Consider the following 23,078-nt stretch of genomic DNA (forward strand, 5'->3'; position numbering starts at 1 on the left):
ATGCCGTCTAAGATTTCAAATTCCAATGTTCGAGGAGGAACTGTTTTGAAATACGTAACGATCAATGAAACGGATATTAAACAAGCCATCGAGCGGCTAGTAACCAGAACGTTTCAGATGGATATGACATGGGATTGGCCTGCCGGAGTCGCTTTCTACGGCGTTGGCCAAGCTTATCTGGCTACTGGAGAATCAAAGTATTTGGATCAATTGCAAGCGTGGATCGATGAGCAGTTGGAGGAAGGCATTCCTAGGTTAACCGTCAACGCTGTATCCATAGGTCATACCTTGCTTACACTGTACGATCAAACCAAATCGGAACGTTATCTGGATATAGCAGTCCAAATGGCGGAGTTCTTGAGAACAGATGCGGTACGATTCGCGGATGGCGTGTTTCAGCACACCGTATCGCAAAATTACGATTTTCCGCAGCAGGCTTGGGTCGATACGATGTTTATGGCTGGATATTTTCTCATCCGCATTGGCACTTTACTTGAAAGAAACGAATGGCTGGAGGATGGCTTACTGCAGTACCATGCACACGAGCGCTTCTTGCAGGATCGTGAAACAAATCTATATGTTCATGGTTGGGATCATATCGCCCAGAACAACATGTCCGCTGTCTATTGGGCGCGTGGCAATTCATGGGCAGCATATACGATGTCGGAAGCGCTGCATATCGTAGAAGTCACACATCCGTCCTATATGAAAATGTACGATTCGCTGCGTGATCAACTTAGCAGCATCGTCCGGCTCCAATCTGATCATGGGCTCTGGCACACCGTTCTGAATGATCCGACCTCTTATGAGGAAACATCGGGCTCTGCGGGTCTTGCCGCCGGATTGATTCGATACAACGAAGCCATCGGCGCCCCTATGTACAATAAATATATTCAAAAGGCCGTGCCTGCCGTATTATCGAAAATTTCGAATAACGGTACAGTGTTGGACGTTTCGGCTGGAACGGCTGTAATGAAAGACGCCGATGGCTACAAAGGGGTCGCCCATGAACGGATTCAAGGCTGGGGACAGGGTCTGGCCTTAGTATTCCTCTCTTCGCTTCTAACGTACAAATGGTTGAAAGACATTTCACAAACCGAATAAAGGAATGTTCAACCCATTGTTTTCTCGGTGTTATCCCTTATAAAAAAAGCTGATTCATGGTGATAATACTTTTTTTCTAACTTCATACTTTTTTGAGAAAGCGGTTTCAAAATAGTGTTGTTGTCAGAAATATTTGAATCTTATAGTGTTTATCTTACAAAGCCACAAGCTAAAATTTCAATTCAATTTGCGAAGGAGTGAGAACATGATCAAAGCATCAGGGGCTGAACAGCACATAGCGCCTGTCCCATCCGTAGGAAATTCCAAGCGCAATACGCTAATAGGCAAAGTTCTAAGAGATAAATATTTATTGCTGCTGCTGCTGCCGGGATTGGCCTACTTTATTATTTTTAAATATGTTCCGATGTGGGGGGTCCTCCTTGCCTTCAAAAACTATCAGCCTTACGTCGGTTTTTTTAAAAGCGAGTGGGTCGGACTAGATAATTTTAAGCAATTTTTTCAAGACCCCGTATTTTTCAGATTGATACGCAATACGCTTTTGCTTGGTTTGTATGATATGGTGTTTTTCTTCCCGGCGCCTATCATACTGGCGGTATTGTTAAACGAAGTCCGCAAATCTTTTTACAAACGCTTTATCCAATCACTGATTTATATCCCCCATTTTATTTCGATGGTTATTGTTGCAAGTATTTCCTATCTTCTTTTGACGACAGAAGGTGGAGTCATCAATGAAATGATGCTTAAGCTATTCGGGTATAAAATCGACTTTCTGACAAGTGAAAACTGGTTTCGTCCCCTGATTATCACACAGAGTATTTGGAAAGAGATGGGTTGGGGAACGATCATCTTCCTCGCAGCGCTTGCGGGGGTGGATCAAGAGCAGTATGAAGCGGCCATCGTCGATGGAGCAAACCGTTTTCGCCAACTTTGGCACATTACGCTGCCGGCCATTCAAGGAACGATCATTATCGTGCTGATTCTGCGAATGGGTCACTTTATGGATCGTGGATTTGAACAAGTCCTATTAATGATCAACCCACTAAACCGGCCTGTGGCCGAAGTGTTTGACACTTATGTTTACACGGCGGGGATCGTACAGGGCGCTTTCAGCTACAGCGCGGCGGTAGGGTTATTTAAAGCCATCATCGGTGTCATTCTCGTCTTTTCAACTAATTATTTAGCCAAAAGGGCTGGGCACTCCGGTATATTTTGATACTTACGAAGAAAGTTTTGCTATCGCAAAACTCAGCACATGCTTACGAAGAAAGTTTTGCTATCGCAAAACTCTTAGGGGGAGAGTACTATGAACACGCGTCATTCGTCAGTAGGCGAAAAACTGTTTGATATTGCCAATTATCTCTTTCTTGCTCTCGTTGCCCTTACTATGGTTCTTCCGGTTATGTATATCGTGGCGGGGTCGTTCGCAAGCGATCTTGAGATAGGAAGCAGATCCTTTTTCCTAATTCCCAAAGAAATCACATTCGATGCTTACAAGTTCGTATTTAAAGATAATACGTTACCGCGAAGTTTATTCGTATCCGTATTTATAACCGTAGGGGGAACTCTTGTAAATCTATTGTTTACCTTTACGATGGCCTATGCTTTATCGCGGCGGCACATGATCGGCCGAAATGTCGTCTTGAACCTAATCATCTTCACGATGGTGTTTAGCGGCGGGATTATCCCAACTTATCTGGTTGTTAAAGGCTTAGGACTATTGAACACCTACTGGGCGGTCATGCTGCCTGTCGCCATCAACGCCTTTAACTTGATTGTCGTGAAATCATTTTTCCAAGAAATTCCGGGCGAACTGATTGAATCGGCCCGAATAGACGGGTGTAATGATATAGGCGTGCTGTGGCGAATTGTTTTACCGCTTTCCAAACCGGTTATCGCAACATTCGCGCTTTTCTACGCCGTTGCCCATTGGAATGATTTCTTTCATGCGCTGATCTATCTATCAGACGCCAAAATGTGGCCGATGCAGGTTCTATTGAGGCAAATTGTACTTTTGGCATCAGGCGCGCTAGAGATGGGGACGTATGATCCTACTTATGTAAAACCACCGGATCAATCGATTAAAATGGCGATCATCGTTGTGGGTACATTACCGATCTTGATGGTTTACCCGTTTATTCAAAAGTATTTTGCCAAAGGGGTTTTAATTGGTGCGGTAAAAGGGTAACGCTTTTATAGCGACGGGGGACTATTTTCGGATTGTCGCAGCATCGGTCCAAATCCAGTAAGTGTTTGACGACAGGTGCATGCTTCATCATAAACAAGTATATTTTTGATAAGACAAAGGGAGGAAAAAGAATATGAATTGGGAAAAAAAGAAAAAACCATTGCTTGCCACTACTAGCATCATAGTAGCAGTTACAGTTATAGCGGGGTGCAGCTCGGGTACTGACGGGTCTAAAGCAACTGATACACCTAAGACGACCTCAGGAGCGACAACCGCTGCAAAAGAGAAGCCATTCCCTATCAGTATCATGTTGAAGAGCTACTACAATGATACGGCTACCCCAGAAAGTAAAGTATGGAAAAAAGTTGAAGAACATACGAACACGAAGCTTGATTTCCAATTTGTTCCTGATGCAAGCTATAACGATAAACTGAACATAACGCTTGCTTCCGGTTCCATTCCTTCTCTTCTATTTGTAAATAATGCGAAATTGCCCGCTGTTGCCAACGCTATCAAAGGAGGCGCATTCTGGGAAATAGGCCCTTATCTCAAAGATTATCCGAATCTTAAACAAGCGAACCCAACTGTACTTAACAATACGTCGGTAAACGGTAAATTCTATGGCCTCTATGTATCCCGCCCGATCGGACGAATGGGGATCAGCTACCGTAAGGATTGGCTTGATAATTTAGGCATGAAGGAACCGAAGACGATCGATGAATTTTACGCGATGTTAAAGGCATTCGCCACCAATGACCCTGATAAAAACGGCAAAAACGATACGTATGGCATGGTCGTAACTAGATATACGGGTCCCTTTGATATTATGCAAACTTGGTTCGGTGCTCCGAATAAGTGGGCTGAGAAAGACGGCAAGTTGATACCCGCCCATTTGACTCCAGAATATATGGAAGCACTCAAATTTTTCAAAAAACTGTATAACGAGAAGTTAATCAATCAAGATTTTGCGGTATATGATTCAGCGAAATGGAATGATCCGATTATTAACGGACAAGCGGGTGTAGCGGTTGACGTTACGGAACGTTCCTATCAAATTGAAGAGAAAATGAAACAAGTCAATCCGAAGGGCAGTATAGATATCATTGGAGCTGTAAGCGGCCCTACCGGTCTTCACAATCAACCGACAGCCGGACACAACGGCATGTTCCTCATCTCGAAATCCAGCGTTAAAACAGAAGCTGACCTGAAGAAAGTGCTTACTTTCTTGGATAAGACCAACGATAAAGATATGCAAGCGTTACTCAACTTTGGTATTGAAGGTGTTCATTATAAAGTGGAAGACGGCAAACAGTCTATTCTTATCGTTCCAACTGATCCAATGGCTCCTGATATTAATAACAAGAATATGAACCAGATCTTATCTTCGATTCCGTACATTATCAATGACATGTTCAAACCGTCTACACCGCTTCGCACGAAGTCGATCGAAGTGCAAAAGGCAAATGAGAAAATCATTGTTACCAATCCCGGAGAACCATTTACAACGGCAACCTATACGCAAAAAGGCGCGCAATTGGATCAAATGGTGGAAGACGCACGAATTAAATTTATTGTCGGCAAAATCGATGAAGCCGGCTTTAAAGCCGACATGGATTTGTGGAAAAAGAGCGGCGGCGATGACTATACAAAAGAAATAAGCGAAGCCTTCGCTGCAAGCAAGGCTAAATAAGTTAAGCCAGTAGAACTGCTTTTAGAGGATATGTCCAGTCGCTCAATAGGACTGGACTTTTTCTCTAAAAGGTTCAGGTTGAAATTTATATCGGTATAACGAAAGGAGCGATTGCGATGACAATGGCAAGATTCAGAGGCGGTAAAGGAACAGTTTGGCCTTCGGAACGACGCAGTTATACAGATCTGATAACGGGCGTAACGGTAACTCAGTTAACGAATCACTGCTCGCACAGTCACCATATCTATTTTACGAATAACGGCTTCTATGGGGATGGGAAGTTGATCTTCGGATCGGATCGTGAGAATGTTACCAATCTGTACAGCATGGATCTGCACGATGGGGTGATTACCCAATTAACGGATTTGGAACGCGGCCGTGAATCTCGAATTCAAGGGACCTTTCTTCATCCCGATGGACATGAGGCTTATTTCTATTATGACAATTCAATTATGGCAATCAACTTGGAAACGATGGAAGAAAGGATTCTCTATACGATTCCCGAGGACTATAAATTCGGCAGCTTGAGCTGTACCGCAGACGGACAGTGGTTATGTTTTGGTCTGAATAAGGATTTAACTCAAAGTATCGTGATGGATACCAAGAATGGTTACTTGGGTTTTGAAGCGTATTTCCGTGCGAAGCCGCACAGTATGATTATGGCGGTTTCCCCTGTCAACGGGAAAGTGAAAAAGCTTCATGAGGACCAGCTGTGGATCGGCCACGTCAATACGTCGCCAACGCAAGCGCATCTGCTGACATTTTGTCATGAAGGGCCCTGGGAACAGATAGATCATCGGATTTGGGTGCTGGATATCGCCACCGGACATTCTTGGCAGGTTAAGGATAAGAAGCCTAATGAATATGTCGGCCACGAATATTGGCTGTCAGACGGCATTCATATCGGCTACCACGGGTTTACCAATTCTCTTGAAGATCACACCGGGAAAATAATTGGGGCTGTCCTTTTTGATAACAGTCATGTCCAGCAGTACGAATTTCCTTTTCAAAATATGCATGTACATTCAAATGATCTATCGCTTGTTATCGGTGACGGTCAGCAAACGAGCGCTTATCATGGGCAGCAATTTCAAGATACGCTGCAGGTATGGCGGAATGACGGATCCGGGTTTAAAGGTCCACGTATACTATGTAAGCATCGTGGAAGTTTCCATTCTCAAATTCTTCACGTTCATCCGAGACTAAGCCCGGACGGTAAGCATGTGCTATTTACGAGTGATATGTCGGGATATGGTAACTTGTACATGGTCGACATGCCGGAATTCGAATCTTTACCCGAGATGCCAGTTACATGAAGACACAACCGAATCTACTTCTCATCTTTACGGACCAGCAGCGATGGGATACGTTGGGGGTTTACGGCAATAAAACGATTCAAACCCCACATTTGGATCGATTGGCGCAGGAAGGGGCCGTTTTCGAAAATGCGATTACCCCTTACCCTCTCTGTGCTCCTGCCAGAGCCTGCACGATGACGGGATTTGCCGCGGGAAAGACGAATGTGTTTAACAACGAATCAGCCCCTGCTATTGCCGCCGATGAGTCGATTGCAGCTTATTTGTCCAAAGCAGGATATCACAATCAGGCGATCGGAAAGATGCATTTTACACCGGATGAGCAAACGTATGGCATGGATCATCTCATTTTATCGGAAGAAATGAGGGGGGTACGTACGGCTGAACGGATACAGGATATCCGTTTTGATGATTATGACCGATACCTGATGGAGCATGATGCCTGGGGGTGGGAGAAACCTCCAGAGATCGGTTATAACGAACTAAAGCCGCTTGTGAACGGCCTACCCAAAGAGCTTCATATCACACAATGGTGCGGGGATCGAACGGTAGAGTGGCTAAAAACGGAAAGACCCTCTAACAAACCTTTTTTCTTATGGACGTCGTTCGTCAAGCCTCATGCTCCTTTCGATTGTCCTTCACACTTGACGGATTTATATGCTCCGGAAGAAATGCCGAGGCCTTGGGTTTCCGATAAGGATGGAACGTCGAAAAATCCTTATTTGAAATCGCATCGTCAAGCAATGGAAGCCGATCTGTACTCGGAGCACGCTAATCTCACAAACAGGGCTTATTATTATGCCAACATTACGTTTATCGATGAACAAATAGGTCGGATCATGCAAACGCTAGAGGAAGAGGGGCTGGCGGATAATACACTTGTTATTTTCACATCGGATCATGGAGAACTGCTCGGCGACCACCGATTATGGTTTAAAAACTTAGGGCACGAGGGCAGTTTGCACATCCCGATGTTAATAAGGTGGCCCGGCGTTATTCATCCGGGTACCCGCTGTGATGAATTGACTACCCTGCTTGATATTTTCCCTACTCTGGTTAATCGGACCAGTGAAAATCGCAATTACGACGGAAGGTCTGGTTTGGATCTATTGGAACTGCTCACGGAACCATCCTCGGTTCGCCGAGATGTAGTCTGTTCTGAATTCTATGTGGCACCCAACTATATGCTCCATGTCCGCAGCAAAGAGTGGAAATACCTCTTTTATCAGAATGGCGGCTACGAAGAGCTGTATAATCTCCTTAGTGATCCGCATGAGCTTATTGATTTGGCGGATGATCCCGACTTTCAGCATGTTAAAAAAGAGCATCAGACGGCAGCCGTTGATTGGGTCAAAAACTATGGAAATCCTGAAATTGCACTCGATGAAACAGGCTATAAATTGAAAGTCATTCCTTTTCAGCCTCAAGAAGCCAAAACTAACCCAAGGCCGTTCTCGCGAATGCCATGGGATTCCAGAGTTCCGCCTTCGCTGCTTCCTAAACAGCAGCGCTCCTGGTTTTGGAAGGCGTTGGGCGGAGATTGGAGCAGCCTTATAACCTTGTTTGGATCAAAAGATAAGTAATTCACCAATAGATGAGTGAGGGTGACGTACAACATGGATTGGAATGAAATATTCCTGCTAGATGAGCTTATATATCAAAATCCTTTAGCCGTTGAAAGCGATGTGCTTGATTTCAAAATGGAAGGGCAGGCTGTTGCCAGTTTTCCACTGAATCGAATGCGGATGGAAAATAAGCTTGACCCAAAGCTTGGGCAAAAATCCAATTTCGTTTATTGGTGTCCGGTTGAATTTCCAGACAACATCGCGATCACTTGGGATTTTTGGCCGATTCATGAGCCGGGGCTTTGCATCTTGTTTTTTGCCGCAAAAGGGATACGGGGTGAAGATTTGTTTGACAGCCGGCTTTCCGTAAGAACAGGTGTGTACGACCAATATCACCATGGAGATATCGATGCTTTCCATGTATCCTACTTCAGACGCAAGGAAGAAGAGGAGCGGAGTTTTCATACGTGCAATCTGCGTAAAAGCTATGGCTTTCATCTGGTTTCGCAGGGCGGAGATCCGATCCCGTCCGTTACCGATGCCAAAGGTCCATACCGGATGAAATTGTTTAAATGGGGAAGTGAAATTTTATTCGCCATCAATGATCTGACTGTCTTGCATTGGACCGATGACGGGAAAACATGTGGAAAGCCCCTTACCGGAGGAAAAATCGGCTTTCGCCAGATGGCTCCTCTTATAGCCGAATACGCCAATCTTACTGTATATTCGATTTCAAAAAAGCATGCTTGGTAAAATCATACCTCTCTATTACCCACAAAAACAGACCGCACCAGCTTAGTTCTTTGGCCAAGCCAACTAAGCTGCGTGCGGTCTACTCGACACGTTCCACTTTAACTGCGCATATTTTAAACTCCGGCATCCGACTTGTGGGATCCAGCGCATCATTTGTTAATTGATTAATCGAATGCTCATCGCCCCAATGAAAGGGTACAAAAACCGTACGAGGCTGAATACCTTCCGTCACTTTAACTTCGAAAATCAAGGATCCACGGCGGCTTGTAATGCGGATCTTGTTATCCAAACTCAGTCCAATTCTCTTAGCGAGCCATGGATGAATCTCGGCAATGGGAACGGGAGCCTTCTTATTCAACGCTTCCGTTCGACGTGTTTGAGCGCCGCTTAAATAATGATTCGCCAGCCTCCCCGTTGTCAATACGAAGGGATAGTCCGAATCGATTGGTTCTGCCGGCATTTTGGGCTTAATACCGAACAATCTGGCTTTACCATCAGAATGATTAAAATGATTCTCAAATAATAGCGGTGTACCCGGATGGTTAGGAGCAGGACACGGCCAGAATATGCCTTTCTCCTCCTGAAGCCGCTCATACGTAATGCCGCTGTAATCCGCTTTCCCTCCAGCCGTAGCTGCTGCTAACTCGCGAAACACATCTTCAATACCCGCATATTGAAAATAGGTGCCCCTGCCCAACGCTTCCGCTAGCTGACAAATAATGTGGAAATCAAGTCTGCTGTTTCCCGGAAGCTCCATCGCTTTCTGACGATGAAACACGCGTCCTTCCAAATTGGTCATCGTACCCTCTGCTTCCGCAAAGGATGACCCTGGTAACAAATAATGGGCATAACGCGCCGTTTCGGTTTCGAACATGTCAACGACAACAAGCAACTCCAGCTTCTGCAGCGCCCGCTCCACCATCCGATTATTAGGGCTGGATACGAGCGGATTCGATCCGAGGACGATTAAGGCTTTGATTTCACCTTCATCTATCTTTTGCAGCAGTTCATAAGCAGAAACCCCTTTGCCCGGCAGTTCACTCGGATCGATTCCCCATACCTTGGCAACATGCTCACGTGCAGCTGGGTCTTCGATCAAACGATAGCCCGGCAGTTGGTCCGCCTTTTTGCCCATGCTCGCGTCCACCTTGCCCGTTCGCTTGGCCAGTTACGGCGCCATATCCGCAGCCTTTGCGCCCTATTTTACCTGTGATCAAGGATAAATTAATGTAATTCAGCGTGTTCTCTACACCGTTCACTTGCTGTTCCAAGCCGCGCGCTGTAAGCACAATCCCCGTCTCTGCCTTCGCGAATCCACGAGCAATCGTACGAGTTACAGCTTCCAGAACGCCAGTTAGCTCCTCCACTCTCGCTGGGGTGAAAGGCTTAACAGCCTCCTTCAACTGCTCAAACCCAACGGTACGTTCTTCAATAAATCGATGATGGACGAGCTTCTCCTCCACCATGACATGTAGGAGTCCGTTTACAAATACAGAGTCGAATCCCGGTTGTAGACGAACATGGATATCCGCTACCTTCGAAGTCATCGTATTACGCGGATCAATCGTAACGATCACTGCGCCTTTTTTCTTCGCTTCAAGTAAATAAGGCATCATCGTCGGTTGGCATTCCGCAATATTCGTTCCTGCAAGAATGATATATTTGGCATTTGGAACTTCCGTCAGGGGCATGGTCATCCCGCGATCGATCCCGAAAGCCTGATTACTGGCTGCTGCCGCCGAGGACATACAGTATCTGCCATTGTAATCAATGTATTTGGACCTAAGCGCTACGCGGGTAAACTTACCAAGTAAGTAACTAACTTCATTGGTAAGTGAACCTCCGCCATACACGCCAATGGCATCAGGGCCATATGTCGCTTGCAGTCCTTGAATTCGTTCAGCAATGTCTGCAAACGCATGGTCCCAAGAGACAGTACGCCACCTCCGTGGCTCACCAATCTCCCTAGTCAATGGCTCAAGAATCCGATCGGCATGAAGCACATGATCCAGTGCATTCAAACCTTTCTGGCAAAGACGGCTAGTCGCTACAGGAAAGTTCGGGCTTGGTTTGATCGTGAGACCAGACGTCTTCTCACTCGGCATAATCTCCAATCCGCACTGCATGCTGCAAAAGCAGCAATGGGAGGAGGGTTGTTCTTTAGGTAATGTTAATAGTGCTGATTTCAACGCACCCCACCCCCGATGATAAAGCTCTCTATGAAATCTCAATGCATCTTAATGTGCTTGTGTAGTCAACAAATCTAGCAGGCTAATTCTTTGTTTATCGGAAATCCAATAAACACCGTACCTTCATGAACTTTCGTTGAATACGTTTGTACACACCCCGTATCCGGAGCTTGAACGAGACCGGAAGGGAGATGAATCTTGCGATCATGCATCGGACAGAAGACGTGATCATCACAAACAATTCCTTCTGCCAGGACGCCCTCTTTATGCGGACAGCGGTTCTGAATCGCATGAAGCTTGCCGCTTTTCAGCTTGAAAAGTGCAACCTCTTCCCCTTGATAACGAATCGTTTTCCCTGTGTTTAAAGCTAAATCCTCATAAGATACTGCCTGCACCCATACCATTTGCTCTTCTTGTGTTTTCATTGATTTGCTCCTCCCGGGCTTTTCTTCTTTGTCTAATTAAGCTCTACGACTTCATACAGGTCACGCTGAATTTTTTTGCTATCAATCGCTTGTTTCCAAGGGTCCTTCGTCACAGAAAGTGCTTGATCCATCCGAGCACACAATTGTTTGCGCTCTTCTTCATTTTCTACGACTTCGCGAATATGCTCGATACCAAGTCGGTGTACCCACTCACTTGTGCGCTCACCATACTTACCGGATTCACGATAGTACTGCAGATAAGCTTCCGTATATTCGATAATTTCCTGTTCCGTTTTGACAGTGGTCAAGAGATCACCAACACGTACCTTGACACCGCCGTTTCCTCCGGCGTAAAGCTCCCAACCGCCATCCACTGAAACCACTCCTAAGTCTTTAATTCCTGACTCGGCGCAATTTCGCGGACATCCTGATACAGCCAGCTTCACTTTGGCAGGCGTATTCAAACGTTCGAATCGTTTCTCCAGCTCGATACCTACGCCCATCGCGTCGCCCGTGCCGAATCTGCAGAAGGTTTCACCCACACAAGTTTTAACCGTACGTAAGGCTTTTCCGTAAGCATAACCGGAAGGCATATCTAGAGCTTCCCACATCGCGGTAAGATCTTCTTTCTTCACACCTAGTAAGTCTAGACGTTGTCCGCCTGTAAACTTCACAGTAGGGACATTAAATTTCTCGGCCACTTCTGCAATCCGTTTCAATTCAGTAGGATTCGTTACTCCGCCATAAATCCGTGGAACAACCGAATACGTACCATCCTTCTGAATGTTGGCGTGCATACGCTCATTAACAAAGCGTGAGGTACTATCGTCCTTATAAGTCTCAGGGCTTACCATGCCTAAGTAATAGTTAAGCGCAGGGCGGCATTTCGAGCAGCCTTCTTCATTTTTCCAACCAAGCACGTTCATTACTTCACGTACATGGGATAAACCTTTTTCACGAATTGCTGTAACGACTTCATCCCGTGTATGGTCTGTACAAGCGCAAATCGTCTCTTTCGCAGCATTCTTATCATAAGAAGCACCTAGAGTAAATGCCAACAAATCACTAACCAGTGGTTTACAACCGCCGCAAGAGCGAGAAGCAGTCGTACAATTTTTCACTTCATCAACAGTTGTTAATCCTTGTTCCTTGATCGCTGAACAAATCGTTCCTTTTGTAACCCCATTACAACCGCAAATAATAGCATCGTCTTTCATTTCAGCAACACCCGATGCCGCTCCGCCTCCGGATGAATCCGTTAAAATAGCCGTTTTTTCCAAGCCAGTAATATCTGTTTCTTCTCGAATCATTTGCATAAGTCTCGTACCATCCGCCGTATCTCCGAAGAGAACAGCACCGATGATCTTATTGTCTTTAACGACAACCTTCTTATAAACGCCTGTGAATTCATCATGAATGCGGATGGCTTTCGATCCTTCCTCATCGCCAAACTGTCCGCCTGAGAATACGTCAACACCAGATACTTTAAGCTTCGTATAAAGGATCGATCCTTCATAAGGAGCCGTTTCCACGCCTGCCAAATGTTTAGCAAGTACAGCCCCTTGCTCGTAGAGCGGTGCTACCAATCCGTAAGCAATCCCTCGGTGCATGGCGCATTCCCCAACCGCATAAACATTTGGAACACTCGTTTGCAAATAATCATTCACGATAATACCGGGATTACACTCAACTCCGGACTTCTTCGCAAGCTCTACATTGGGACGAATACCTACAGCCATTACGATAAGATCTGCCTCAGCAACGGTACCATCTTTGAATTTCAATCCAGTTACGCGCTTATCGCCCACGATCTCAGCGGATTGCTTCTCGAGCAAGAAGTTGATGCCTTGTTCTTCAAGTGCCGCTTGCAGCAATTTGGAAGCCGTACGATCGAGTTGACGCTCCATAATTGTATCTAAGATGTGAACAACATCGACCTTCATCCCTAAGTTGAGGAAGCCCCTAGCTGCCTCTAATCCAAGCAAACCGCCACCGATCACGATCGCTTTTTTATACTTTTTAGCGGACTCTATCATAATCTCACAATCACGAATGGTCCGGTAAGCCATAACCCCTTCTTTATCAGCTCCAGGTAAAGGAATCATGAAAGGATTGGACCCTGTAGCCAAAATTAATTTATCGTAGGAAACCGTTAGCCCTTTATCGCTCGTTACCGTCTGAGCGGCCGTATCGATGTCAGTAACCGTTTGGTTTGTGTGCAAGATAATATGGTTATTCGCATACCACTCATAAGGATGAATGACGATATCCTCTACTTTGGAATCTCCGGCAAGTACATAGGACAACAAGATTCTGTTATAGTTCGGATGCGGTTCACTTCCAAAAATCGTAACCTCATATTTGTCAGGTGCAAGTTTAAGCAAATGTTCAACAGCGTTAACACCCGCCATTCCATTTCCTACTAATACCAATTTTTCTTTTTGAGTCATTGCCATCTTCCTCTCTAATATGTCTATCTCTATATCCCATTTGTGCGGTTCCATTCCCGATTAAAAAAGGGTCACTGGGAGCAGCGAATCTAGTCTGCGCCCCCAAATGACAAAATTGGGATATGGAGCTTGAGTAGTTCGACTTGAACTACCAAAGACGGTAAGTCGTAAACGTCTTTGCGCATGCAGCCTGGACACTCAAGCTGCATGAGCAAAAACTTTTACTCTTATGCCGCTGGCCATAAGACCAGCGGCTTGAACTTTTTACTTAAGCATGCACACTATCCATAGAAGCTGGAGCTACCTTCACTTTGCCGCCTTCGCCTATCCATGTACGTTTCCATTGTCCTTGCACAATAGCGATCAACAAGAGACATGAAATCGCAATAGCACTTAGGATTAGGAAACCTGGTGTAAAAGAGCCTGTCGATAGTTTCAGGTTACCGAGAATCTTGGGTAAGAAGAAACCGCCCAATCCCCCTGCTGCCCCTACGACTCCTGTTATAACACCAAGTTCCGTCTTGAAACGCTGTGGAACAAGTTGGAAAACCGATCCATTCCCCATACCGAAAGCCATCATGGCGACGAAGAGCATGACTGTTGTTAAGGAAAGTGATGGAAGTGTGGAAATACCAGCCATCATCAAAGCTACAACGCCGTACAGGACCATTAACATCCGAATGCCGCCTATCTTATCAGCAAGCCATCCGCCTACCGGGCGGAAGAAGCTCCCACCGATCACGCATATTGTTGTAAAGTCAGCCGCTTTAACTGGAGCTAAACCGTATTGTGTGTTAAAGAAGATGGTCAAGTACGATGCCATTCCAACGAAACCACCGAAGGTTACACTGTATAAAATACAGAATAGCCATGAATCTTTTTGTTTCAATACCTTGCCATATTCGGCAATTGTCTTAGGCGCAGGCTTATTAGGACTATCCTTCGCCAACAGACTGAAGATGATAAGCGTTAGAGCAATTGGTATCATCGCTATGCCAAAAACAATATGCCAATCACCATAATGTTGAGCTAGTCGGTTTGCGAATAAGGTCGCGAAGATCGTACCGCTATTCCCTGCTCCCGCGATTCCCATTGCTAACCCTTGATACTGCGGCGGATACCAGCTGCTAGCCAGCGGCAGAGCAGCGGCAAAACTTGCTCCGGCAATACCGAGCATCAAAGCCACGAAGTACATATCACCCATGGTGTTAGCGAATTGCCAGCCCCAGAACAATGGTATTAAAGTTAACGTTAATCCGATTTGCCCTGTAAGCTTTGGACCGATTTTATCTGTTAACACACCAAGTACTAATCGAAGAATGGATCCGCCCAAAACAGGCAATGCGACGAGATTCGCTTTCTCTGCTGCATTCAGCTGAAAATCATTGGCGAGAATGACCGCTAGTGGCCCAAGAAGAACCCAAACCATGAAGCTCATATCAAAATATAAGAATGAACTGAACAATGACCCTTTGTGCCCGACTTGCATAAAACTTTTCCGATCAACCATGCATTCCCTCTCCTTTTGCGAGGCTTTTCGCCTTCTTTTTTTTCCTACCCAGACGTGTTTGACTGACTGTTCTTTAACAGAAAAGGCCGACAAACATACCCCATGCGGGATGCTTATCGGCCTCATTGCCACTGCTGCCACATCATCGTGAACAGCATGTTAGATATTTCAGTAAACAGAACATAAATAGCCTATCCGGTTACGTATTTGTAAGGGGATAGGCGCCATTGCCTTCGTTAGAGGCACATCATTGTGCCGATTTCTAACTTTATTATAGTACGACATTTTCGACATGTCAATAAACATAACACAAAAATTTTATATGTGAGATTCCTTCTACCATATCGACAAAATTTAGGGTCATATGCTATAGTAATGCCGTATAATAAATCATTTTATCATTAAAACCTTACATGAAGTTGCCATGATATAAGAAGCTACCCACGATAGGAGGTACTCAAATGTTACAATCATTTATACTGATCGACGAGTTTAAACAAACTCGCTCAGCTACCTCCTCCTCGTCGTCGACTACCGAGCTGAATGTTACGGACAATGAAAAGGAATCCTTGCCTGAAGCGATGCTGAAGGATTTGGGATTTCGCATATATGTAGCATCTAATGAAAAAGAAATTTCATTTATGATCCCCAAAGTCGATGCGGTATTATTATCAGTAGGGCCTGATCAAGTAGAACCATGGCGGTCTCGTGTGCTTGCTCATCGCAGCCTTCCCCTTTTCTGGTGGTGTGATGCTCGCACTTTTCCTTCTAATGAATGTAGAATGGACACGGGTATTGATGGTTTGATCGGTTCAACGATGAGTCCTCTAGAAATTCACTGTGCGCTGCTTCTTGGTGTGAATCATTACTTCCAACGAACCGAATGGCTACAAGAGCGCGAACAGCTTCTCTCCAAACTGGAGGAGCGCAAATGGGTCGATCAGGCTAAGCGAATTTTATGTGAAATCAAGGGTATCTCTGAAGCAGAAGCTTATGATTTTTTGCGTAAACAAGCCATGAATGAACGTAAACGTATGGTAGATGTTGCTACCTCCATCGTCAAGGTGTATCAGATACTAAAGGATCAGAAACAAGGAGGCCGCAAACGATGATATCCTTATTAAAAGAAGTAGGCCGCGGAAAACGCGGAGCCAGAGATCTTACCTATGAAGAGGCTTCCCAAGCAGCGGAGCTCATACTAACCGGAGCCGCTACACAAGCTCAAATGGGGGCTTTTCTCGTTGCAGAACGCATCAAAATGGAATCCCCCGAAGAGTTGAAAGCCTTCATCGATGCCTTGCGCCAGCGTATCCAAACCTATCCAATACCAGGCAGCATGGATTGCGCAGGACCTTATGATGGACGCTCACGTACGTTCATCGCGACTTTACCGACTGCGTTCGTTCTCGCGGCTTGCGGACTTCCCACTACACTGCACGGCAGTCCTAGCATGCCACCAAAATGGGGCATCACGCTGTCCGATGTGCTAGCGGCTCTTGAAGTACCCGCGCTTGACGCGTCACGTGAAGCGCTCATATCAGCTGCAGCGCGAACAGGCTTCCTGTTCGCACCGACGGAGAACTGGTGTGCACCGCTTGGCGAGCTGCGCGAACTTCGCAAGGAACTCGGTCTGCGAACCGTGTTCAACACAGCAGAGAAACTGCTGCGCTTTACGGAAGCTCCCTTCATGGCTGTCGGTGTGTTTCACGGTACTGTGTTCGAGAAAATCACCAATTTATTAATCGAATTAGGCGTCTCTCACGGTATTGTTGTGCAGGGTATGGAAGGCTCCGAAGACCTTTCCGTAGACAAGCGCACACGGACGTACCTCATTCAAGAGGGCGCCAGTGAATTATTCATTGTTGATCCTGAGATTTACGAATTAATGGTCGAGGTGCCGGAGATTGAATGGACCGCTCAGCTGCAAGGAGAAACGGCATTATCCGTTCTTCGCGGAGAAGCCGAGCTCCCCTATCTGAATATGGTTTTATTGAACAGTGCCGTGCGTCTGTGGGTTTCCAAGAAGGCAGGGTCCATTGAAGAAGGTATTTATTTGGCCCGACATGCGATTGAGCAAGGGGCTGCCCTGCAAAAATTCACCGAGTGGACGGAAGCGATTAAGCCGGTATCCGCCACTTAATTTTATACTTATGAAAAAAGAGCCCCAAAGGGCTCTTTTTCATTTTCATTTTCATTTTCCAATAAACTGCTGGGTAAACATTTTACCACACGGACCGCCGTTTACGATGCCGATCCCAATATGGGTGTAATCTTTGCTGAGTATATTCGCTTTGTGTCCTGGAGAATTCATCAACGCCTCGTGAGCAGCTTGTACACTTTGATTGCAAGCAATATTCTCTCCCGCCGCGTTATACGTAATACCAAATTTCTCCATCATATCGAATGGCGAACCATACGTCGGTGAATCGTGGGAGAAGTATTTGTTATCGACCATATCTTGGCTTTTTAGTCGAGCCGTTTTGGTTAGCGGCAGGTCAACAGCTAGTGGGGAAAGTCCCACAGCGGCGCGCTCCTTATTAACCAATTCCAGCATTTGCTGCTCGTCCACCGTTAATTCCGTAGTCGATGGGACTTGCGGTTTAGGTGTAGGCTTAGGTGCAGCTGGTGGAGGAGTTGGTGTCGGTGTCGGCTTCTTGGCAATTTTTAAATTACCGTAAGCCCACAGGATGGATTGCAGCGTTTGATCATCCACATTCCCAGTCGCAGGAAGGCCGTATCTGCTTTGAAACGCTTTAACACCTGATTGGGTTTGATTACCATAGTAGCCCGTAATAGGTCCGCTATAGTAGCCAAGTGACTTCAGCATCCCCTGCACCGCATAGACATCAGGTCCCTTAGCCCCTTTGCCATAGGCAAAAGCGGTGGTTGTGGATGAGCAGAACAATGCGATACAGATTAGAATAATCCAGACATGCTTCTTTTTACCTTGTAACATGCGTTTACGTTCACTCCCCGTCATCAGCATCATTCGTCGCACAGTCGACGATAGCATTAGAATGACCAAATTCACGACTATTATCCATAATAATGAAATATGGTTGGATATCGTTTCAAGGTATGGGAAGTCATTGACATTACCCTGAGTATCCGATAAAGTATACTTATATTTAGTACCTAGTACTACTATCAGATCCTAAAAAGGAGTGAATCATTGATGGCAGTCTCTTCCCCTTTACAAGCTCGAATCACAGCAATCGGCGGCTACGTGCCCCATCGCATACTAAGCAACGCGGATCTTCAGGAAATGGTCGATACGAATGATGAATGGATCGTTCAACGCACAGGGATTCGGGAACGTAGAATTGCAGAAGCGAATGAATTCACAAGTCATTTATGTATAGCAGCCGTACAAAATATGCTCACTAGATATCCGACTTCACTGAACGATGTTGATTTAATCATTGTCGCTACCCATACACCGGATCTGCCTTCCACCCCAGTCGCTTGCCAGATTCAAGCCCATTTCGGCATCCCTGAAACAGGTGCCTACGACCTCAATGCCACCTGCTCCGGGTTTGCTTATGCCTTGCATACAGCAAGCGGCCTTGTCGCTGCGGGGGTACACCGCAAGGTTCTCGTAGTCGGCGGGGATTCCTTATCCAAAATTACAGACTATACGGACCGTTCCACCTGCATTCTTTTCGGTGATGGTGCCGGAGCTGTGATTGTTGAAAGGGAAGAAGAAAATCCTGCTTTCCTTGCCCACTATCTTGGGTCGGACGGTACAGGCAGCAAGCACGTATACCGAACCGGACTTGCCTCTGAATTGAACGGAACACCATTAACGGGTGAAGGCAAGCTCGTCCAGAACGGCCGCGAGGTGTATAAATACGCCGTAACGACTGTCCCGCAGGGAATCGAGAAGCTGCTCACAAAAAGCCGGTTACCCATTACGGCTATTGATTGGTTCATTCCGCATAGCGCTAACCTTCGGATTATTGAATCAGTCTGTGAAAAGAGCGGTATTCCATTCGAAAAAGCGCTGTACAGCCTGGAATACTACGGCAATACTTCCGCGGCTTCCATTCCTCTCGCTCTAGATTTGGGCATCAAAGAGGGTAAGGTCACGGCCGGTGATACGCTGCTGATTTTTGGTTTTGGCGGGGGTCTTACTCACGCGGGTTTAATCCTTCGTTGGGGATGAATCCGCGAGTGACATTCTTGCTGGTCCAAGGCTTGCCGGGCGTTCCTAAACGGCGTGGACGTGGACTTTGTTTCGTTATTTTCTGAATCATCGAGCGCTGGTATTCACTTATCGTCTTGAGATTCTCAGCCATATGGACAGCAAGCTGATCGGAGACCGCTACTTGATCCGCTATCGTCTCTATGATTCGGCATAAGGCTCGCTGGCTTCTAGCCAGCGAGGTTAGCATATGCAATTCAATTCTCTCACGATTCGATGCTTTCATTATTTCTCATCCTCACCAAACGAAAATAAGTTACCCATTCCGTTCGAACCGTCTCCCCCCACTCCTTCTCCCGAGTCATTTTGTCCAAGAAGAGCCTGCATATGTCGGTTTAAGGAGTTCTCCATCTTCGTCAAGCCATCGATAAGCTCAATCACATACTCATGAATCTCTCCGGTTTGCTTCATCTGATTTTCGTGCCCCTCTAAACTCGTAGAATTAATATGATTGCAAATCCAGTTGCGCGATTTCTCCGCCTCTAAGGCTCTTGCTTCTAGTATTAAAGCAATATCACGCTGCAACTTTGCTGTAGCATCCAGCATTTGCAGGTACAGATCATTTCTATTCAAGTCGTATCCCTCTATTCCTCATTATCAGGCTCTTTTATTTCTTTCATGACAATTTCCGTTTGCTGTGCGATAGCCTCTTCCAAATTAGCTAGGCTGTTTAAATAAGCAGTTATATTTTTGGTCAATTGTAAGGCTTGTTCCTGCAGCATGACCAAGCCTTCAAAATGAGGATGCGAGTCAGGTATATCGTTGGCTATCGAGGCCATTTGCGTCGAAACACTTCGCTTCGCCTCCAAGATTCTAGACATCTCGCTATGCGAGCCTGCAATGTGAGAAATAATCATTGTGACTTGCTGTTCCACACCATCTCTCCTCCATAAATACTTTTCACCCTCTAACCTATGCCTGCGCCATTCAAAAAGTGCTTTAATGCTTAATGGAATTTCGTCGTCCAATCGAAGCCGGCGCATTCCCTAATACCAGCAACCCTCATCATTCCATCAATTTGCACATTTTCCAGTCCTTCTATGAATGATTTTCTATGAAGCTATGGGGATCGACACCCCATTTTTCAATAAATTTTTGATGATTTTGAAGTAGAAGTTCTTTGACCTTTTCGTCCCCTTCCTTTTGAAAACTGACACTGCCATGATGATAAATGAACACGTCACCCGAAATCATCAATCTATAACCGGCCTGCCTTGCTCGGTAGCAATAATCGTCATCCTCAAAATGTCCTGGTGAAAATCTTTCATCCATCATACCAACCCGCTCCAGAACTTCTCTTTTAAAAAGATAACAAAATCCAACTAAACGGTTCACTTCCTCCCACTTGGCAGGGTTAGCTGTATTCATCTTTGAAACCATGTCATCTATAGAGGAAAATGCCTCTGTAATTTGTTGTTTTCCACTTGCATAATTTGTCATAGGTCCAACAATGCCAATTTCCGCGCTGCTGTATAAACATTGCAGCATATTATCTAACCAATTGGTAGTTACAATCGTGTCATTATTCAAAAGCAATATTGTATCTCCACTTGCAATGGTTAGTCCCAAATTACAAGCTATTGGAAACCCCCTATTAAAAGGAAGGGAAATAAATCGTACTTCCTCTTGTACGCATAGTTCCGTTGATCCATCCTGAGATCCATTATCCACTACAATGATTTCGTAAGGGGACAAGGTATGCTTACGAATAGAATGTAAACAATCTTGTAACACCGATCTCCCATTGTAATTAGCAATGATGATGCTTGTCATTTGCATGAGACATCATCCCCCTCTTAGCAATTTGCGATTTCGAAAGTTATCCGGAAACGTCAGGCGATTTCCTTTAAAGCTTTTTGCATATTTAAGCGCCTCGACATGATCACCAATTATCATATTGGCTACTGGATTGCTTGAACTTGTATTATGCTTGTTTCGCCGATTTTTAGAAATAACATTAATGCTGTAAGGCGCACCGATACGAAGACCATTAAGAATAGCACTCGCCTGAGCCTTTGGTGGGACTGATAAATCAGCATAGCCAACCGTATTTAATGCATGTCTAGAGATAGCGTGGGGGACAGAGGTTAGCGAGTTAACCTGGAGATCAGGACGTCTCAACGACCGATTTAGAAACTCCTTTACATGCGAAACTGCATCACGCTCAGAAAACAAAGGAATATAAGGCATAATATTGTTCAAAGCAACATCCATTCCTTGATCAACTGCATATATGAATGGAACAAGTTCTTCTGCCCTCAGTGGTATATCCCCATCTATAAATAATAAAATTTCAGATTGAGCGACTTTGGCACCCAGGCTTCTTCCAATATCATGACCTAGTGGATGGGGATAATAGATGATTGTTGCATGAGATAGCTGCCTTGCTTTCTGATAGGTTTGATCCTGTGAACCGTTCACAACAATTATTATTTCATCGAATGGTAAACGGTTTAACTGTTCAATCAATCCCTGCATGGTTGCTTCTTCATTCATAACCGTCATAATGACAGCAACCGATTTATTCGTAGGAAGTAGAACCCAGTCGTACTTTGGCATACCCAATTTCAAGCAATACCCTTCTACATATCCTCGTGCTGCACGATGATAAGTATCCCATTTTTTGGGATCAAACACATTATTTCTCAATTTTTCAACCCATAACGCATTCAGTGCCTTTTTCTGATACCCTGCATGCTCAATACTTTGGGAACATGCATCTTGCTTTCCTGCTTCTCTTCCCCATCTTGCAAATGAAACTGTGCGGTGATGGAAAGTGCGGCTTGCTCTTTTGCTATTTATAAGCTTTTTCTTTACCTTTCTTCGAACTATGGGTTGCTTTACAACTTGTTTACGCATACCATCACCTCACAATTTCCCTGCGTCTCATGAAATCCGTTTGATTCCCTCGCTCATTGGTTTGTTCAAGCAGCCAACCAATAGCTTCCAAATGATCGCCTGTAATGAGATCCATCAGAGGATCATTTCTACCTTTTCTTTTACGCTTTATGGGATTGGCTCGAACATTAATATAATGTACAGCTTTGACATTAAGACCTCTGTGAATGGCCATTGCTTGTGCAAGCGGAGGAACCGCTAACGCCTCATGTCCTATTAATTCCAGAGCTCTTCTGCTAATTGCATGCGGTATAGTTGTCATGGAAGCGCCTCTCAGCTCTTGATGGGACAAAATCGTATTTAGTGTATGCTTGGCAAGAACCACACTATGAACATCCGATTTATGAACAAAACCCAAATAACTGTTTAGCGCCACATCTACTCCGCCTAAAACCGCATGAACGAGAGTCTTCAAGTTTGAAGCGCGCACTACAAAGTCTCCATCCATGAATAATAGAATGTCTCCTTTGGCCTGCATCGCGCCAATACTTCGACCCACATCGTGACCAAGAGGTTCATCAAAGTGAATCACCTTAGCACCGGAGCTTACTGCTATACCTCTCGATCCATCCGTTGAGCCGTTATCAACGACTATGACTTCTGTTTGAGGGTGAACTCGATAGGCTTCACGGATCACTCTGGACAGCGTCCTTTTTTCGTTCATAACAGGAATAATGACCGAAACCTTAGGCGTCACACTATTACGATAAGGTGATTTTGAACGTTTCATAGGCATGCAACTCCTGTTAGCACATATTTTCGCTTTTGCCATTTAGCTTATTCAGCTAAGACTTCTAAGGACAGGGTATATGCCTTTTGTCATGGAAA

Annotated in this window: 22 protein-coding genes; 10 read left to right on the forward strand and 12 right to left on the reverse strand. The window is 45.3% G+C overall.

The window, feature by feature from the left end; genetic code table 11:
* The 7 genes from QFZ80_RS25910 (at position 1) to QFZ80_RS25940 (ending at position 8,574) form a co-directional block, all read left to right on the forward strand.
* The gene (locus tag QFZ80_RS25910) at positions 1-1,104 is read left to right on the forward strand and encodes a glycoside hydrolase family 88/105 protein (protein WP_373460161.1); all 1,104 of its coding nucleotides are present in this window, start codon (positions 1-3) and stop codon (positions 1,102-1,104) included.
* A gap of 205 nt (positions 1,105-1,309) precedes the next feature.
* A complete protein-coding gene (locus QFZ80_RS25915; protein ID WP_307553178.1) occupies positions 1,310-2,278 on the forward strand; it encodes an ABC transporter permease in 969 nt (322 codons plus the stop codon).
* 90 nt (positions 2,279-2,368) lie between these two features.
* Positions 2,369-3,250 (forward strand): carbohydrate ABC transporter permease, encoded by an 882-nt coding sequence (locus tag QFZ80_RS25920; protein WP_307553177.1) that lies wholly within the window; start codon positions 2,369-2,371, stop codon positions 3,248-3,250.
* 133 nt (positions 3,251-3,383) lie between these two features.
* Entirely contained in the window at positions 3,384-4,940 is a 1,557-nt protein-coding gene (locus QFZ80_RS25925) for an extracellular solute-binding protein (RefSeq protein WP_307561798.1), read from the forward strand.
* Positions 4,941-5,056: 116 nt separating this feature from the next.
* Positions 5,057-6,256 carry an oligogalacturonate lyase family protein gene (locus tag QFZ80_RS25930; RefSeq protein WP_307553174.1) on the forward strand — a complete coding sequence of 400 codons (1,200 nt, stop codon included), beginning with the start codon at positions 5,057-5,059 and terminating at the stop codon, positions 6,254-6,256.
* A complete protein-coding gene (locus QFZ80_RS25935; protein ID WP_307561801.1) occupies positions 6,253-7,839 on the forward strand; it encodes a sulfatase family protein in 1,587 nt (528 codons plus the stop codon). The genes QFZ80_RS25930 and QFZ80_RS25935 overlap by 4 nt, the downstream gene beginning before the upstream one ends.
* 33 nt (positions 7,840-7,872) lie before the next feature.
* Positions 7,873-8,574 carry a DUF1961 family protein gene (locus QFZ80_RS25940; protein WP_307553172.1) on the forward strand — a complete coding sequence of 234 codons (702 nt, stop codon included), beginning with the start codon at positions 7,873-7,875 and terminating at the stop codon, positions 8,572-8,574.
* Between the two features lie 79 nt (positions 8,575-8,653).
* On the opposite strand, the gene QFZ80_RS25945 is transcribed toward QFZ80_RS25940, so the two are convergent.
* The 5 genes from QFZ80_RS25945 to QFZ80_RS25965 form a co-directional block, all read right to left on the reverse strand.
* Positions 8,654-9,709, reverse strand: a complete 1,056-nt coding sequence (locus QFZ80_RS25945; RefSeq protein WP_307561803.1) for a molybdopterin oxidoreductase family protein — start codon at positions 9,707-9,709, stop codon at positions 8,654-8,656.
* Complete coding sequence (locus tag QFZ80_RS25950; RefSeq protein WP_307561805.1) at positions 9,648-10,763, reverse strand: molybdopterin oxidoreductase family protein; 1,116 nt, start codon at positions 10,761-10,763, stop codon at positions 9,648-9,650. Before QFZ80_RS25950 ends, QFZ80_RS25945 begins: the two co-directional genes overlap by 62 nt.
* Before the next feature lie 74 nt (positions 10,764-10,837).
* Positions 10,838-11,188: a nitrite reductase small subunit NirD gene (gene nirD / locus QFZ80_RS25955; RefSeq protein ID WP_307553170.1), complete on the reverse strand. Its 351-nt coding sequence runs from the start codon at positions 11,186-11,188 to the stop codon at positions 10,838-10,840.
* Between the two features lie 32 nt (positions 11,189-11,220).
* The gene (gene nirB / locus QFZ80_RS25960) at positions 11,221-13,638 is read right to left on the reverse strand and encodes a nitrite reductase large subunit NirB (protein WP_307553169.1); all 2,418 of its coding nucleotides are present in this window, start codon (positions 13,636-13,638) and stop codon (positions 11,221-11,223) included.
* 268 nt (positions 13,639-13,906) lie between these two features.
* A complete protein-coding gene (locus tag QFZ80_RS25965; RefSeq protein ID WP_307553168.1) occupies positions 13,907-15,148 on the reverse strand; it encodes a nitrate/nitrite transporter in 1,242 nt (413 codons plus the stop codon).
* A gap of 461 nt (positions 15,149-15,609) precedes the next feature.
* Between QFZ80_RS25965 and QFZ80_RS25970 the strand changes: the two genes are divergently transcribed.
* A complete protein-coding gene (locus QFZ80_RS25970; protein WP_307553167.1) occupies positions 15,610-16,260 on the forward strand; it encodes an ANTAR domain-containing response regulator in 651 nt (216 codons plus the stop codon).
* On the forward strand, positions 16,257-17,288 hold the full coding sequence (locus QFZ80_RS25975; protein ID WP_307553166.1) for an anthranilate phosphoribosyltransferase: 1,032 nt from the start codon (positions 16,257-16,259) through the stop codon (positions 17,286-17,288). Before QFZ80_RS25970 ends, QFZ80_RS25975 begins: the two co-directional genes overlap by 4 nt.
* Positions 17,289-17,339: 51 nt before the next feature.
* On the opposite strand, the gene QFZ80_RS25980 is transcribed toward QFZ80_RS25975, so the two are convergent.
* The gene (locus QFZ80_RS25980) at positions 17,340-18,179 is read right to left on the reverse strand and encodes a peptidoglycan-binding protein (RefSeq protein WP_373460163.1); all 840 of its coding nucleotides are present in this window, start codon (positions 18,177-18,179) and stop codon (positions 17,340-17,342) included.
* Positions 18,180-18,323: 144 nt separating this feature from the next.
* Between QFZ80_RS25980 and QFZ80_RS25985 the strand changes: the two genes are divergently transcribed.
* Complete coding sequence (locus QFZ80_RS25985; protein ID WP_307553164.1) at positions 18,324-19,313, forward strand: ketoacyl-ACP synthase III; 990 nt, start codon at positions 18,324-18,326, stop codon at positions 19,311-19,313.
* Here the strand turns inward: QFZ80_RS25985 and QFZ80_RS25990 are convergent.
* The 6 genes from QFZ80_RS25990 to QFZ80_RS26015 all read right to left on the reverse strand — a co-directional run bounded on the left by QFZ80_RS25990 (position 19,279) and on the right by QFZ80_RS26015 (position 22,980).
* The gene (locus QFZ80_RS25990; protein WP_307553163.1) at positions 19,279-19,578 is read right to left on the reverse strand and encodes a hypothetical protein; all 300 of its coding nucleotides are present in this window, start codon (positions 19,576-19,578) and stop codon (positions 19,279-19,281) included. The two genes, QFZ80_RS25985 and QFZ80_RS25990, sit on opposite strands and share 35 nt — an antisense overlap.
* Positions 19,578-19,925, reverse strand: a complete 348-nt coding sequence (locus QFZ80_RS25995; RefSeq protein ID WP_307553162.1) for an alpha-helical endospore appendage domain-containing protein — start codon at positions 19,923-19,925, stop codon at positions 19,578-19,580. Before QFZ80_RS25995 ends, QFZ80_RS25990 begins: the two co-directional genes overlap by 1 nt.
* A gap of 11 nt (positions 19,926-19,936) precedes the next feature.
* Positions 19,937-20,227, reverse strand: a complete 291-nt coding sequence (locus QFZ80_RS26000; RefSeq protein ID WP_307553161.1) for a nucleoside-diphosphate sugar epimerase — start codon at positions 20,225-20,227, stop codon at positions 19,937-19,939.
* 163 nt (positions 20,228-20,390) lie between these two features.
* Positions 20,391-21,131, reverse strand: coding sequence for a glycosyltransferase family 2 protein (locus QFZ80_RS26005; RefSeq protein ID WP_307553160.1), 741 nt, complete (start codon positions 21,129-21,131; stop codon positions 20,391-20,393).
* Between the two features lie 6 nt (positions 21,132-21,137).
* The gene (locus QFZ80_RS26010) at positions 21,138-22,211 is read right to left on the reverse strand and encodes a glycosyltransferase family 2 protein (protein ID WP_307553159.1); all 1,074 of its coding nucleotides are present in this window, start codon (positions 22,209-22,211) and stop codon (positions 21,138-21,140) included.
* A gap of 4 nt (positions 22,212-22,215) precedes the next feature.
* Positions 22,216-22,980, reverse strand: a complete 765-nt coding sequence (locus QFZ80_RS26015) for a glycosyltransferase family 2 protein (RefSeq protein WP_307553158.1) — start codon at positions 22,978-22,980, stop codon at positions 22,216-22,218.
* Positions 22,981-23,078: the final 98 nt, after the last annotated feature.

This window comes from Paenibacillus sp. V4I7 (genome assembly GCF_030817275.1).
In the GTDB taxonomy this organism is placed as follows: domain Bacteria; phylum Bacillota; class Bacilli; order Paenibacillales; family NBRC-103111; genus Paenibacillus_E.

Coding starts and splice junctions, on each gene's coding strand:
- QFZ80_RS25940 (WP_307553172.1), top strand. CDS start 7,873: ATGGATTGGAATGAAATATTCCTGCTAGATGAGCTTATATATCAAAAT.
- QFZ80_RS26010 (WP_307553159.1), bottom strand. CDS start 22,211: ATGCGTAAACAAGTTGTAAAGCAACCCATAGTTCGAAGAAAGGTAAAG.
- QFZ80_RS25910 (WP_373460161.1), top strand. CDS start 1: ATGCCGTCTAAGATTTCAAATTCCAATGTTCGAGGAGGAACTGTTTTG.
- QFZ80_RS26005 (WP_307553160.1), bottom strand. CDS start 21,131: ATGCAAATGACAAGCATCATCATTGCTAATTACAATGGGAGATCGGTG.
- QFZ80_RS25935 (WP_307561801.1), top strand. CDS start 6,253: ATGAAGACACAACCGAATCTACTTCTCATCTTTACGGACCAGCAGCGA.
- QFZ80_RS25945 (WP_307561803.1), bottom strand. CDS start 9,709: ATGGGCAAAAAGGCGGACCAACTGCCGGGCTATCGTTTGATCGAAGAC.
- QFZ80_RS25965 (WP_307553168.1), bottom strand. CDS start 15,148: ATGGTTGATCGGAAAAGTTTTATGCAAGTCGGGCACAAAGGGTCATTG.
- nirB (WP_307553169.1), bottom strand. CDS start 13,638: ATGACTCAAAAAGAAAAATTGGTATTAGTAGGAAATGGAATGGCGGGT.
- nirD (WP_307553170.1), bottom strand. CDS start 11,188: ATGAAAACACAAGAAGAGCAAATGGTATGGGTGCAGGCAGTATCTTAT.
- QFZ80_RS25970 (WP_307553167.1), top strand. CDS start 15,610: ATGTTACAATCATTTATACTGATCGACGAGTTTAAACAAACTCGCTCA.
- QFZ80_RS25985 (WP_307553164.1), top strand. CDS start 18,324: ATGGCAGTCTCTTCCCCTTTACAAGCTCGAATCACAGCAATCGGCGGC.
- QFZ80_RS25990 (WP_307553163.1), bottom strand. CDS start 19,578: ATGAAAGCATCGAATCGTGAGAGAATTGAATTGCATATGCTAACCTCG.
- QFZ80_RS25925 (WP_307561798.1), top strand. CDS start 3,384: ATGAATTGGGAAAAAAAGAAAAAACCATTGCTTGCCACTACTAGCATC.
- QFZ80_RS25915 (WP_307553178.1), top strand. CDS start 1,310: ATGATCAAAGCATCAGGGGCTGAACAGCACATAGCGCCTGTCCCATCC.
- QFZ80_RS25930 (WP_307553174.1), top strand. CDS start 5,057: ATGACAATGGCAAGATTCAGAGGCGGTAAAGGAACAGTTTGGCCTTCG.
- QFZ80_RS25920 (WP_307553177.1), top strand. CDS start 2,369: ATGAACACGCGTCATTCGTCAGTAGGCGAAAAACTGTTTGATATTGCC.
- QFZ80_RS26015 (WP_307553158.1), bottom strand. CDS start 22,980: ATGAAACGTTCAAAATCACCTTATCGTAATAGTGTGACGCCTAAGGTT.
- QFZ80_RS25975 (WP_307553166.1), top strand. CDS start 16,257: ATGATATCCTTATTAAAAGAAGTAGGCCGCGGAAAACGCGGAGCCAGA.